Source organism: Nocardioides pakistanensis (assembly GCF_054781215.1).
Map to the genome: position 1 here is coordinate 121,777 of NZ_BAAGUV010000023.1, position 12,415 is coordinate 134,191.

13 protein-coding genes are annotated in these 12,415 nt (G+C 71.6%); 5 read left to right on the forward strand and 8 right to left on the reverse strand.

Annotated features, from left to right (window positions below):
• The first annotated feature begins 51 nt into the window (after positions 1–51).
• Genes ACYVIH_RS10190 through ACYVIH_RS10200 form a run of 3 tightly spaced genes read left to right on the forward strand, consistent with a single transcriptional unit; the run spans position 52 to position 3,561 of the window.
• Positions 52–1,140, forward strand: coding sequence for an SDR family oxidoreductase (locus ACYVIH_RS10190; RefSeq protein ID WP_460868868.1), 1,089 nt, complete (start codon positions 52–54; stop codon positions 1,138–1,140).
• 1 nt (position 1,141) lies between these two features.
• A complete protein-coding gene (locus ACYVIH_RS10195) occupies positions 1,142–3,220 on the forward strand; it encodes a dehydrogenase (protein ID WP_460868870.1) in 2,079 nt (692 codons plus the stop codon).
• Positions 3,217–3,561 carry a hypothetical protein gene (locus ACYVIH_RS10200; protein ID WP_460868872.1) on the forward strand — a complete coding sequence of 115 codons (345 nt, stop codon included), beginning with the start codon at positions 3,217–3,219 and terminating at the stop codon, positions 3,559–3,561. The genes ACYVIH_RS10195 and ACYVIH_RS10200 overlap by 4 nt, the downstream gene beginning before the upstream one ends.
• 21 nt (positions 3,562–3,582) lie before the next feature.
• On the opposite strand, the gene ACYVIH_RS10205 is transcribed toward ACYVIH_RS10200, so the two are convergent.
• Positions 3,583–3,885 (reverse strand): chorismate mutase, encoded by a 303-nt coding sequence (locus tag ACYVIH_RS10205; protein WP_460868874.1) that lies wholly within the window; start codon positions 3,883–3,885, stop codon positions 3,583–3,585.
• On the reverse strand, positions 3,882–4,367 hold the full coding sequence (locus ACYVIH_RS10210; protein ID WP_460868876.1) for a GAF domain-containing protein: 486 nt from the start codon (positions 4,365–4,367) through the stop codon (positions 3,882–3,884). The genes ACYVIH_RS10205 and ACYVIH_RS10210 overlap by 4 nt, the downstream gene beginning before the upstream one ends.
• Before the next feature lie 38 nt (positions 4,368–4,405).
• Here ACYVIH_RS10210 and ACYVIH_RS10215 point away from each other — a divergent pair, with 38 nt between their 5' ends.
• Complete coding sequence (locus ACYVIH_RS10215; protein WP_460868878.1) at positions 4,406–5,098, forward strand: LysR substrate-binding domain-containing protein; 693 nt, start codon at positions 4,406–4,408, stop codon at positions 5,096–5,098.
• Positions 5,099–5,132: 34 nt separating this feature from the next.
• On the opposite strand, the gene ACYVIH_RS10220 is transcribed toward ACYVIH_RS10215, so the two are convergent.
• Positions 5,133–5,687, reverse strand: coding sequence for a nucleosidase (locus ACYVIH_RS10220; RefSeq protein WP_460868880.1), 555 nt, complete (start codon positions 5,685–5,687; stop codon positions 5,133–5,135).
• Positions 5,688–5,752: 65 nt separating this feature from the next.
• Here ACYVIH_RS10220 and ACYVIH_RS10225 point away from each other — a divergent pair, with 65 nt between their 5' ends.
• Positions 5,753–6,124, forward strand: coding sequence for a DUF2784 domain-containing protein (locus ACYVIH_RS10225; protein WP_460868882.1), 372 nt, complete (start codon positions 5,753–5,755; stop codon positions 6,122–6,124).
• Here ACYVIH_RS10225 and ACYVIH_RS10230 read toward each other — a convergent pair whose 3' ends face one another.
• From ACYVIH_RS10230 to ACYVIH_RS10250, 5 genes are read right to left on the reverse strand one after another with little or no spacing between them, the layout of a single operon-like run.
• Positions 6,125–7,561 carry a GuaB1 family IMP dehydrogenase-related protein gene (locus tag ACYVIH_RS10230; protein WP_460868884.1) on the reverse strand — a complete coding sequence of 479 codons (1,437 nt, stop codon included), beginning with the start codon at positions 7,559–7,561 and terminating at the stop codon, positions 6,125–6,127.
• Positions 7,562–7,619: 58 nt separating this feature from the next.
• Complete coding sequence (locus ACYVIH_RS10235; RefSeq protein WP_460868886.1) at positions 7,620–9,041, reverse strand: glycosyltransferase; 1,422 nt, start codon at positions 9,039–9,041, stop codon at positions 7,620–7,622.
• Positions 9,042–9,076: 35 nt separating this feature from the next.
• Positions 9,077–9,709: a hypothetical protein gene (locus tag ACYVIH_RS10240; RefSeq protein WP_460868888.1), complete on the reverse strand. Its 633-nt coding sequence runs from the start codon at positions 9,707–9,709 to the stop codon at positions 9,077–9,079.
• Positions 9,710–9,751: 42 nt separating this feature from the next.
• Positions 9,752–10,972, reverse strand: a complete 1,221-nt coding sequence (locus ACYVIH_RS10245) for an acyl-CoA dehydrogenase family protein (protein ID WP_460868890.1) — start codon at positions 10,970–10,972, stop codon at positions 9,752–9,754.
• 15 nt (positions 10,973–10,987) lie between these two features.
• Positions 10,988–12,358, reverse strand: a complete 1,371-nt coding sequence (locus ACYVIH_RS10250) for an acyl-CoA dehydrogenase family protein (RefSeq protein WP_460868892.1) — start codon at positions 12,356–12,358, stop codon at positions 10,988–10,990.
• Positions 12,359–12,415 lie beyond the last annotated feature (57 nt).

Genomic DNA, 12,415 nt, shown 5'->3' on the forward strand with positions numbered 1-12,415 from the left:
CTGCGCGGAGCATCGTCCCAACCATAGGACCGCGATGTGGAGGTAGCCGGCGTGCCTGAACTGCTCATCACCGGATTTCCCGGGTTCCTGGGCTCGGCCCTGCTGCCCCGGCTGCTCACCCGTCGTCCGGGTGACCGGGCACTGTGCCTGGTTCAGGACAGGCATCTCGCCAGGGCGCGGGAACGCCTCGAGGAGCTCGAGGCCGAACACCCCGACCTCGGCGGGCGCGTGGACCTCCTCACCGGCGACATCACGCGCCCCGGACTCGGTGTCGCCGCGGACCACCGGGACGTGCTGGACCAGGTGGTCGAGGTGTGGCACCTCGCCGCGGTGTACGACCTGGCCGTCGCACCGGAGGTCGCCTGGCGGGTGAACGTGGACGGCACGGCCAGGGTCCTCGAGCTGTGCCGCTCGCTGCCGAACCTCGGGCGCCTGCAGTACGTCAGCACCTGCTACGTCAGCGGCCGGTATGCCGGGGAGTTCACCGAGGACGCCCTCGACGTGGGACAGGAGTTCCGCAACCACTACGAGGAGACCAAGTTCGAGGCCGAGCTCCTCGTGCGCAAGGCGATGGCCGACGGCCTGCCCGCCACGATCTACCGGCCGGGCATCGTGGTCGGCGACTCCCGCACGGGAGAGACCCAGAAGTACGACGGCCCCTACTTCCTCGCGACGTTCCTGCGGCGGCAGCTCGGCGTGGCACTCGTCCCGCGGGTCGCGTCCCTCGACGCGGTCACCATGTCCGTCGTACCCCGGGACTTCGTCGTCGACGCGATGGACGAGCTGTCGGTGCTGGACCGGTCGCTGGGCCGCACCTACGCGCTCACCGACCCGGCGCCACCGACGATCAGGCAGCTCGTGACGACGTTCGCGCGGCACCTGGGCAGACGAGTCGTCTGGCTGCCTCTGCCGCTGGGCATCAGCCGGTCGGCCATGGGGGTGCCCGGCATGGAGCGGCTGCTCGGGCTGCCGGCCGAGGCGCTGGACTACCTCGCCTCGCCGACCACCTACTCGACGGCCCACACGACCGAGGACCTGGCCGGCACCGGGCTGGCCTGCCCGCGGTTCGACGAGTACGCCACCAGGCTGCTCGACTTCATGGCCGAGCACCCGGAGATCGACGCGAAGGCGATGGTCTGAGATGCCGGCCCGGTCCCGCCTGCTCGTCGCCGATGTGAGTCTCGCCGGTTGCGACCGTGACTACGACGAGAACGTCACGTTCCTCAACCGGCGGTTCCGAATCGTGCGCACGGCCGCACAGGGCGACAAGCAGGTCGCGGCGAGGCTCGTCGCGCAGTGGGCCGGTCAGGCCGACGCGCTCGCCCTCACCTGCGGCACCGGTTCGCTCAAGGAGGTCCGCGACCGGCGGACCCACGTCCCCACGACTGAAGGCCAGGCCCTCGGCGAGGTGCTGCAGGAGTGGGCGGTCCGGCACCTCCAGGCCGAGATGCCTGGCTACTTCGACAACGCCCGCACGGTCGTCCTCGGTAGCGAGCACGCCCAGACCGTGCGGCTGCTGCGTGAGTTCACCGGGAACCTGGAGTTCGCCGACCCGCTGCTGCGCCTCGACATTCCCCAGACCCTCGAGTCCAGCCCGGTCCTGGGCCTGGCCGCTCGGCTCGGGACGCTCCCGATCCGGGTGCTGCCGGCAGCCCTGCGGGAGCAGCTGGCTGCCCCGGTCGTGCACGCCTCGAACGCCCTGGCCCGCAAGGCGGCGCGCAGCTGCGACGTGCTCGTGGCGTCGTACGACGAGCTCGCCGGCCTCGGCCTCGAGGATCTCGCCGGGAAGACGCTGATCAGCTCCGCGATCTTGGACGCACAGCTGGCCGACCTCGCGGCACGGGGGGTGGACCTGGTCCTCGACGTCGTCCCCCAGCCGTTCCGCGTCACCGTGGACACGGCCGTGCTGGAGGCGATGATGCTCGCGCTGGTGTCCGAAGCGGGCCCGCTGACCAGTGACGACCTGCTCGAGATGATCGACTCCGCCGGGCTCGAGCCGCGGGTGCTGCGCCCCAACGGCTTCCGCCGCAAGAGCCGGTTCGCCTTTGTCATCCACCCGCTGTCCCAGAAGTTCTTCAACAACGTCGAACCGCTGGCCACCTTCACCAGGCTCGCCCCCGGCGTCGCCGTCGACGCCGTCGAGAAGGCCGTCGCCTACGCACCGCCGTTCACCTACAGCCACGTGACCGGGATCAAGTCCCCCACCGGGGCCGAGGCCGAGGGGTGGCTGATCACCGTGGGCGGCACCCCGAAGGAGCTGATGGCACACAGCCCGGAGTTCACCTACGCCAAGCTGCTCACCGCCGCTGAGACCGCACGCAAGCTCGGCGCCCAGGTGATGGGCCTGGGCGCCTTCACCAAGGTCGTCGGGGACGCCGGCGTGACGGTGGCCCGGAAGGCGCCGCTACCGATCACGACCGGCAACAGCTACAGCGCCTCCGGTGCGCTGTGGGCGGCGCACGAGGCCGTCGAGCGGCTCGGCCTGGTCGAGCGGGACGAGCAGGGGCGGCTGAAGGGCAAGGCGATGGTGGTCGGCGCCACCGGGTCGATCGGCTCGGTCTGTGCCCGCTTGCTCGCGCTCGCCAGCGACGAGCTCTGGCTGGTGTCGCCCGAGTCGGCCAAGCTGCTCGCGCTCAAGCACGAGATCGAGCGCGGGGAGCACCGGGCGACCATCCACGTGGCAGCCAGCCCGGACGAGCACCTGCCCGAGATGGACGTGATCGTCACCGCCACCTCGGGCGCCGGCAAGCGGGTCCTGGACATCATGGCGGTCAAGCCCGGTTGCGTGATCACCGACGTCGCGCGCCCACTCGACCTCTCGGCCGAGGACGTGGCCAAGCGGCCGGACGTGCTGGTGGTGGAGTCCGGCGAGATCGAGCTGCCCGGGGACGTGCACATGCGCGACATCGGCCTACCTCGCGGCGTGGTCTACGCCTGCATGGCCGAGACCGTGGTCCTCGCTCTGGAGGGACGCTACGAGAGCTTCACCGTCGGGCGGCACATCGAGTGGGAGAAGGTCAAGGAGATCTACGAGCTCGGGCTCAAGCACGGGATGCGGCTGGCCGCGATCTCCGGGGTCCACGGGGTCTTCAGCGACGACGACATCGCCCTGGTCCGCGCACGAGCCCTGGAGCGTCGTGCCGCCGCTCCCAGCACGCGCCGAGCCGGGACCTTGGGCTCTGGCCGCGCCGCCCCGACCGGTGCCAGCCTGGAGGCATGACGACCGAGGACCGCATCAAGCAGCTCGAGACACAGATGGAGAAGCTCCAGGCCAAGCAGGCGGAGCTCAGGAAGCAGCTGGCGGAGGCGGAGCTGGACCGGTGGCGCGGCCGGGTCGACGACCTCGAGGTGCAGCTGCACCTGGCGTCGATGGAGGTCTCGGACCGGGTCCAGCCGCTGATCGACCGGGTCCGCGACCGGGTGACCGACGCCCGGACGCAGGTCGAGGGCAACGCCTCGGCCGCGACCGAAGGTCTCAACGCCGTCCGCGACAGCCTGCAGACCGCCTTCAAGGACATCCGCAAGGCAGTGCTCGACACCACGAAGAAGATCGCCTCGTGACCGTCCCCGTCTGACGCGAGGTCAGTCCTGGTGCTCCCGCTTGATCGACTCGTGGTTGCGGATCACCTCGTCGATGATGAGGTTCAAGAACTTCTCCGCGAACCTGGGGTCGAGCCCCGACTCGTCCGCGAGTGCCCGCAGGCGCTCGATCTGGTAGGCCTCTCGGGACGGGTCGGCCGGAGGCATGCCGGACCGGGCCTTGAGCTGGCCCACCTGCTGCGTGCACTTGAACCGCTCGGCGAGCAGGTGCACGAGGGCGGCGTCGAGGTTGTCGATGCTGCTGCGCAGCCGGCGGAGCTCCGTGGTCGCGTCTTGCTCGGTCACACCGCAATCCAAGCAGACCACACCTCGTGCGACTGCGTGCCCACGTCGGGGTCGTGCGTCTGCTGGAAGTTCCGTCCGCCCCGGGCGAAGGTGTGCAGCACCGCTGCCGGCACCTCCGCCGGCGCCACGGGCTGTTTCAGCCAGGTGCAGTCGCGCACGTTCACCAGGTCGGCCTCCCGGGCAGCAGGGTCGTCGTCGTAGCGCCACTCCCCCGCGACCCGTCCCAGGTGGAACAGACCCTCCCCGTCACGGGTCCACACGAACGCGCCGCCGGGGACCGCCGCGAACCGCTCCAGCCGACGGGCCACCCTGAGGTCGTGCGCCTCCTCGGTCAGCCCGAGTGCGTCGCGCAGGTCCCTCGGGAGCCGGGGCAGCCGCCCGCCGACCCCGACGACGCCCAGGGTGAGCGCCCGCTCGACGGCCAGGCCCGGATCCACGTCGTCGCGACGCGACCGCATCGGGGCACGGAACACCGGCGTCATGCGGCCAGTCTCGCAGGTGGCTCGGCTAGCCTGCCGGGGTGAGCGACGAACCGGCATCACCCCCACCCGACCGTCCGCTTCGGGTCGGCTTCGTCGCCGGCGTCACCCCCGACAAGTGGGCGCGGCGCTGGGCCGAGCGGATGCCGCCCGGCGAGCTCGACCTCGCCCCGGTCGACGACGGCGACCAGCTCGCGGTGCTGTACGACGATCGCGCGGACATGTGCTTCGTGCGGCTGCCGGTCGACGACGAGACGATGCACGTGATCCCGCTGTACTCCGAGGTGCCGGTGGTCGTCGTACCCAAAGACCACTTCGTCGAGGCGGCCGAGGACGTGACGCTCGCCGACCTCACCGGTGAGATCGTCCACGAGGTTCCGCCGTTGACCGCCCAGGAGGCCGTGGAGACCGTGGCAGCGGGGGTCGGGGTCGTCGTGCTGCCGATGTCGGTGGCCCGCCTGCACAACCGCAAGGACGTCGTGCACCGGCCGGTCACGGACGCCGCCGCGAGCCGGATCGGTCTCGCCTGGCGCAAGGACCTCGAAGACCCGCGGGTCGAGACCTTCGTCGGCGTGGTGCGCGGGCGGACGGCGCACAGTTCGCGCGGAGCCACCGAGCCGGCGGCCAAGGAGACCAAGCAGACCAACCAGAAGTCCACGGCGACCCGGAGGCAGCCGAAGCCGAGGCCGGCGGCGAAGGGGCGGCCGTCACCGCGCGGTCGCCGCCGCCGGTGACCTGACGGCCGCCCGAGCGGGTGCCCCGCGATTCTCAAGCCGCGTTGCGGCTCAGCCACTCGCCCAGCACTGCCGCGCTCGCCGCGACCACGTCGGGCCAGTCCAGCGCCGACTCGTCGGCGTTGTCGGAGACGTGCTTGACCAGCCGCACCGGGACGCCCAGCCGCCGGCACGCATAGGCCACCGCATAGCCCTCCATGTCCACCAGGTCGGCCCGGCCGGCAAGCGTGTCGCGAACGGCCGGGTCGGTGACGAACACGTCCCCCGAGGCCAGCACGGTGGCGTCGCCGCCTTCGACGGCAAGCCGTTCCTCGGGGTCGTAGCCGAGAGCGCGCACGGCCTCGGCGTTCATGTCGTGGTTGAGGACGACCCCCGGCAGGTGAAGACCCTCCAGGCCGGGCCGGAGCGCGCCCGCCGTACCGATGTTGACGACCAGGGTGCGCGCCGTGTCGGCGCCGACGAGGGCGCGCGTGGTGGCCACGGCCGCTGCGGTCTTGCCGATCCCGGTCACGACGACGCGCAGTCCGTCGGGCACGCAGGCGGCCTCGGCCCGGGTGGCCGCCACCACGATGATCTGGTCGGGGGTCACGGGCGAAGCCTAGAGGGGACTCCCGGCCCTACCAACCCGGCCCTTCGCCCTCCTAGCGTCGAGGTATGGCAGGCGTCGCGGCGCAGGCAGTGGTCGTTGTCCACCTGACCTACCTGCTGTACGTGCTGTTCGGTGGTCTTCTCGGGCTCCGTAGCCTGCACTGGCTCTGGCCGCACCTGGTGACCTCGTTCTGGGGCGCGGTGGGAGTCGCCGGTCAGCTCGGCTGCCCGCTGACCGTGCTGCAGAAGTACCTGATCGGTCTCGACGGTGGTGAGCCGTACGACGGCAGCTTCATCGGCCACTACGTCGCCGGTGTCTTCTACCCCGCCGACTGGCAGGGCCTGGTGTGGTGGGCGACCGCGTCGTTCGTGCTGGCCAGCTACGTTGCTGCCCTGGTCCGGCACGGCACCGACCACCGGCTGGCCGCGCACCACTGACTACCAGCCGGCAGGCAGCGGTCGGCCCTCCTGGAACCCCGCCGCGGACTGCACCCCGATGGTCGCCCGGTCGTGGAACTCCTCCAGGTCGGCGGCACCGGCGTAGGTGCAGGCCGACCGCACCCCGGCGAACACGTGGTCGATCAGGTCCTCCACGCCCGGACGGGCGGGGTCGAGGTACATCCGGGAGGAGGAGATGCCCTCCTCGTAGAGAGCCTTGCGCGCCCGGTCGAACGACGTCTCCGAGCTCGTCCGGCTCGCGACCGCTCTCGCCGACGCCATCCCGAAGCTTTCCTTGTAGGCACGGCCGTCCGCCGCGACGTGCAGGTCCCCCGGCGACTCGTAGGTGCCGGCGAACCACGAGCCGACCATCACCTGGGAGGCTCCGGCGGCCAACGCAAGTGCCACGTCACGGGGGTGCCGGACGCCGCCGTCGGCCCACACGTGCTTGCCGAGCTCCCGGGCGGCCGCGGCGCACTCGATCACCGCCGACAGCTGCGGCCGCCCCACACCGGTCATCATCCGGGTCGTGCACATCGCCCCCGGCCCGACGCCGACCTTGACGATGTCGGCGCCGGCGGACACCAGGTCGCGAACACCCTCGGCGGTCACCACGTTCCCGGCGACGACGGGGACCTCGGGCGCCACCGACCGCACCGCGGCGAGGGCCTCGAGCATCCGGCCCTGCTGGCCGTGCGCGGTGTCGACGACGAGCGCGTCGATCCCGGTGGCGAGCAGCGCCTCGGCCTTGGCCCGGACGTCACCGTTGACCCCGATCGCGGCCGCGACCCGAAGCCGGCCCTGAGCGTCGAGCGCGGGCGAGTAGAGCGTGGAGCGCAGTGCCCCGGTGCGGGTCAGGATGCCCCGGAGCTGTCCGGCATCGTCGAGCACCGGAGCCAGCCTGACCCGCGCCTGGTCGAGCCGGTCGAACGCGGACCGGGCGTCCACGGTGTCCGGCAGGGTGACCAGCGAGTGGGCCATCACGTCGTGGACCTGGGTGAACCGGTCCACGCCGAGGCAGTCGTCCTCGGTCACCACCCCGACCGGCCGCCCGCCGTCGAGCACCACGGCGGCCCGGTGCGCCCGCTTCGGCAGCAGGGCCAGCGCCTCACCGACGGTCTGGTGCGGGTCGAGCACGATCGGGGTCTCGAAGACCGGGTGCCGTGCCTTGACCCAGGCGACCACGTCGGCCACGACCGCGATCGGGATGTCCTGCGGGATCACCGCGAGACCACCACGGCGTGCCACGGTCTCGGCCATCCGCCGCCCGGAGATCGCGGTCATGTTCGCGACCACGAGCGGGATCGTGGTGCCGGTGCCGTCGTTGCTGGTCAGGTCGACGTCGTACCGGGAGGACACGTCCGAGTGCCGGGGCACCATGAACGCGTCGTCGTAGGTCAGCTCGTACGGCGGAACGGAGTCGTTGAGGAAGCGCACGAGGAGAGCACTCTACAGGGTGCGGCCGCTCCGGCGCCCGTGCAGCGACGTACGCCCTTCACGCCAGGAGCCGGGCGAACAGCTCGGCGTACTGGATCAGGTGACGGTCGCCGAGGAACTGGTCCTGGACCCGCTCACGCGCTGCCTGGCCGAGCTTCGCCGCCAGCGCGTCGTCGGAGAGCAGCTGCTCCAGGGCCCGTCCGTACGCCTCGAGGTCGTGCGGGTCCTCGACCAGCAGGCCGTGGACGCCGTCGTCGATCTGGTCCCGGATGCCGCCCACCGCCGACGCGATCACCGGTCGCCCCTTCCACATCGCCTCGGTCACGGTCAGACCGAAACCCTCGACGAGGCTCTTCTGGACCACCACCGTGGCGTGGGTCTGGATGGCGTTCACCAGATGGGCGTTCTCGTCGACGTCGTCCATCGGCAGCGTGACCAGGTGCACGCGCTGCTGGCTCTGCGTCGGGAGGCGGTCCCAGAGGCTGACGCACTCGTCGAGCACGGCGGCACCCTCCGGGTCGTCGGAGACGCCCGAGGTCGCCGGGCCGACGAGCGCGAGATGCGTGTCGGCAGGCAGCGAGTCCAGCCGGTCCACGAAGCCTTCGAGCACGCCCGGCATGTCCTTGAGCCGGTCCCAGCGGCTCACCTGGACCACGAGCCGAGCGTTCGCGGGCACCGCGCCGTCGCCGTGGATCAGGCCTTGGTGCGGCCGGACCTGGCCGATGTCCCCACCGCGACGCGTGAAGCCCAGCTGGTCGGCGACCGGGGTGCCCTCGACCAGTCCTGCCTGCGCCAGGGTGGACCGCACGCGGGGTGTGGCCAGCGGCAGGTTCTTCGCGCTGAACGGGTCGATCGACGGCGCGATGACGACGAGCTTCTCCGGCGGCACCCACGGCGGGACGTACTCCCGACGGGAGAAGATGAAGCCGTCCGCGGACTCGACGAAGCCGCGGAGGAACTCCCAGCCCACGTCGGTGAGGGCGTCGGGGACGTCGCGTCCGATGTGACAGCGCCACACGACGTGGGCGCCGCGCGCCCGCAGACCGTCGACCAGCCCGGCGGTCTGAGGGTCGTGCAGGATCACGATGTCACCCGGGTCCACGACCTGCTCGGCCATGGGGAGGTTGAACGCCAGCACCCGGGCGAAGTGGTCGCGCTCCGGCTGCCCCAGCCCGCCTCCGTCACCGGGCGAGCCGTGCAGGAAGTTGTGCAGGCGCTTGGTGATCGAGAAGAACTCGTGGTCGCCGTCGAGGACCAGCCAGCGCGTGTCGACCTGGGCACCACGTCCGTAGGCGAGCATGAACTGCAGCATCTCGGCCACGCCACCACCCTTGCTGGTGGCGTTGATGTTCCACACCGTGCGTGGCCCGAGCTGCTCCCGGGCCCGCTGCGCGTAGAGCATCAGGAGCTCGGCGCGCGCAGGGCTGAGCAGCTGCGCCAGTCGCTCGAGCGGGATCGGACGGACCTCGACCTCGCGCATCTCGACCTCCTCGTCGGAAGGCTGCTGCCTCCAGACTAGGCGGACAGCCGCCTCGACCCGGTGTCTTTCGGCGCGGAGAGTCCACTGTCGCGGAGCTCGAGCGCAGCGAGCCGCCGTACGACGTCGGGGTCACCGCGCCGCCAGGCACCCGCCGGGTCGTCGCTGATCGGGGCGAGCCGGTGCAGCGGCTGGCGGCTGATCGCACGCAACGCGAAGAGGTCGAGGTCCTCGGCCGCGTCGACGAACCTGCGCCCGGCGGTCGCCTCGCGGACGAACCGCCAGCGCAGGGGCAGGTGCACCGCCAGCGCCAGGAGCACCGGGATCGCACCGATCGCCAGCCCGAGCCAGAACGCCAGCGTCTCCACCGCAGCCACCTGCGCCTCGCCCGCGGCCGCGATCCGGTCGGCGGCCCCACCGGCGCCGTCGAACGGCCGGCTCACCTGGTCACCGACCAGGGGCAGGTCACCGACGGCGCGCCCGGCGTCGCGCAGCTGGCCCGCCAGGCCCGTGCCGGCCTCGGAGATCTCCCGCCCGGGCCGGCCCAACGACAAGGTCGCCTCTCGGACGGCCAGCGCGGTGCGCACCCAGGCGTACACCCAGACGACGAGGAGCAGGTCGCCCGCCAACTGCAGCGATCGGCGGACCGGGGCGTCGGCATAGAGCTTCATGCCGGCACAGTTCCCCGATCCGCCGCCTTCTACGAACGAGTGCTACTTGAGCTCGGCCGAGGTCTTCCCGAGGAGCCGGCGAGCCACGATCAGCTGCTGGATCTGCTGGGTGCCCTCGAAGATGTCGAGGATCTTGGAGTCGCGCGCCCACTTCTCGAGCAGCTCGTGCTCGCTGTAGCCGACGCTGCCGGCGAGCTCGACGCACCGCAGCGTGATGTCGCTGCCGACCCTCCCGGCCTTGGCCTTCGCCATCGAGGCCTCCAGGGAGTTCGGCTTGCGGTTGTCGGCCATCCAGGCGGCCTGGAGCGTGAGCAGGTACGCCCCCTCCCAGTCGGCCTCCATCTGCAGGAAGGCTGCCGCCGCGGCCGACTGGGTGTGGGCGGGCCGGTCGTAGTCGATCTCGACGCCGGCCTGCTCGAGCAGCTCCCGGGTCAGCTCCAGCGAGGCGCGTGCGCAGCCGACCGCCATCGACGCGACGAGCGGGCGGGTGTTGTCGAAGGTCGCCATCGCGCCCGCGAAGCCCTGCTTGACGTCGATCTCCGGGCTGCCGAGGAGGTTCTCCTTCGGCACCCGGCAGTCCTCGAACCGGATCGTGGCGGTGTCGGAGGCGCGGATCCCGAGCTTGTGCTCGAGTCGCTCCACGGTCATCCCCGGCGTGCCCTTGGGGACCACGAACGACTTGATCGCCGCCCGGCCGAGGCTCTTGTCGAGGGTCGCCCAGACGACCACGGCGTCGCTGCGGTCGCCGGCGGTGACGAAGATCTTCTCGCCGTTGAGGACGTAGTGGTCACCGTCGAGCACCGCGGTGGTGGAGATGTTGGCCGAGTCCGAGCCGACGCCCGGCTCGGTGATCGCCATGCTCGCCCACACGCCGTCGAACCGCTCGAGCTGCTCCTCGTCGGCCACCGAGGCGATCGCCGAGTTGCCGAGGCCCTGTCGGGGCATCGACAGCAGCAGCCCGACGTCGCCCCAGCACATCTCCATGATGGAGAGCACGGAGGCCAGGTTGGAGCCGTTCTTGGAGCCGGCGGCGGCCTCGTCGGCGGACTCCTCCGAGCGTCGTACGCCGGAGGCACCGGCGCCGCTCGCCGCACCCGACTCGCTGAGCCCGTCGATCATCGCCGCGAGCATGTCGAGCTCCTTGGGATACTCGTGCTCGAGCTCGTCGTACTTGCGGGAGTTGGGTCGCAGCAGGTTCATCGCGACCTGGTGAGCCTGGCCGATCAGCGGCCGGAACTTCTTGGGGGTCTCGAGGTTGATCATGGTCTCGCCCCGTCCTCAGACGAGGACGCCTCCTTCCATGACGGCGATGGCGCGCAGGTCGCGGTACCACCGTTCCACCGGGTGCTCCTTGACGAAGCCGTGCCCACCGAGCAGCTGGACGCCGTCGTTGCCGATCTGCATGCCGCGCTCGGCGCAGAGCTTGCGGGCGAGCGCGACCTCGCGCTCGAACGGCTTGCCCTGCGCGGCACGTGAGGCCGCCCGGTAGGTCACCAGGCGCATGGCCTGGAGCTCGATCGCAATGTTGGCGACCATGAACGCGACGGACTGGCGGTGGCTGATCGGCTCACCGAACGCCTCGCGCTCGTTGACGTAGGGGACCACGTAGTCCAGCACCGCCTGGCCGGTGCCGATGGCCAGGGCGCACCAGCCGAGCCGGGACAGCCGCACGGCCTCGGCGTACGCCTCGCCGTCGGTGTCCCCGAGCAGGGCGATCGCGTCGACGCGGGCACCGTTGAGCACCACCCGGCCCAGGCCGGCTGCCCGCACGCCCATCGACGGCTCGGACTCGATCTCGAGGCCCGCGGTCGAGGACTCGACCAGGAACAGCGCGGGCTTGCCCTCCAGCACGGCGCCGACGACGAACAGCTCCGCCTCCGCCGCGCGCGGGACCAGCGACTTCACACCCTCGAGGACGAAGCCGTCCCCGTCGCGGGTCGCGGTGGTCTGCGGCGCCATCGCGTCGAACAGCGGGCGGGGCTCGGTCAGCGCGAGCGCGGCAGCGGGGACCTCGTCGCCGGCGAACGCAGGCAGGTAGGTCTGTTGCTGCTCCTCGGTGCCCCACAGCGACAGCGCGGTCGCGACGGCACCGGGCGCGAGACAGGCGACGGCCAGGCCCATGTCGCCCTTCCCGAGGGCCTCCGCGACCAGCGTGCCGGCCATCGCCGACCGCTCGGTGGAGATCCCGCCGAGCTCCTCGGGCACGCCGAGGATCGGCAGACCGATCTCGAGGCCGGCCTTCAGCACCTCCTCGGGGGCGGCGCACGCGTCGTTGGCCTCGGCTGCCGCAGGCCGGACCATCTCGGCGGCGAACTCACCGACCACGTCGACCAGCATCTGCTCGTCCTCGGTCGGGGTGAGGTCGAACAGGCCCTTCTGCGCGGCGGTCGGCACCCGCACCGGGGCGGCACCGGGCCTGCCCTTCCGCTTGAAGGACCGGCTGACCGCGCCCACCGTGCGGAACCCGGCCCGGGTGGTCTCGAAGACCACCCGCTCGGTCTGCTTGCGCAGCCCGAGCCGGTCGAGGACGTCGGTCTGGGCCAGGCGGTTCAGCATGGAGACGGCGAAGCCGATCGGGTCCTGCCGGTCCGCGGCCGGCACACCGTGCCGGCTCCGCGCGGCGTCGCGGGGTGTACGTGTCATCGACATGCGGCAACTGTAACTGCGAGTTACACGTTGCGCCACACTAAGTTTCGGTGGCGCCGG

Coding starts and splice junctions, on each gene's coding strand:
- ACYVIH_RS10235 (WP_460868886.1), bottom strand. CDS start 9,041: ATGCGCGAGGTCGAGGTCCGTCCGATCCCGCTCGAGCGACTGGCGCAG.
- ACYVIH_RS10250 (WP_460868892.1), bottom strand. CDS start 12,358: ATGTCGATGACACGTACACCCCGCGACGCCGCGCGGAGCCGGCACGGT.
- ACYVIH_RS10225 (WP_460868882.1), top strand. CDS start 5,753: ATGGCAGGCGTCGCGGCGCAGGCAGTGGTCGTTGTCCACCTGACCTAC.
- ACYVIH_RS10240 (WP_460868888.1), bottom strand. CDS start 9,709: ATGAAGCTCTATGCCGACGCCCCGGTCCGCCGATCGCTGCAGTTGGCG.
- ACYVIH_RS10200 (WP_460868872.1), top strand. CDS start 3,217: ATGACGACCGAGGACCGCATCAAGCAGCTCGAGACACAGATGGAGAAG.
- ACYVIH_RS10245 (WP_460868890.1), bottom strand. CDS start 10,972: ATGATCAACCTCGAGACCCCCAAGAAGTTCCGGCCGCTGATCGGCCAG.
- ACYVIH_RS10210 (WP_460868876.1), bottom strand. CDS start 4,367: ATGACGCCGGTGTTCCGTGCCCCGATGCGGTCGCGTCGCGACGACGTG.
- ACYVIH_RS10195 (WP_460868870.1), top strand. CDS start 1,142: ATGCCGGCCCGGTCCCGCCTGCTCGTCGCCGATGTGAGTCTCGCCGGT.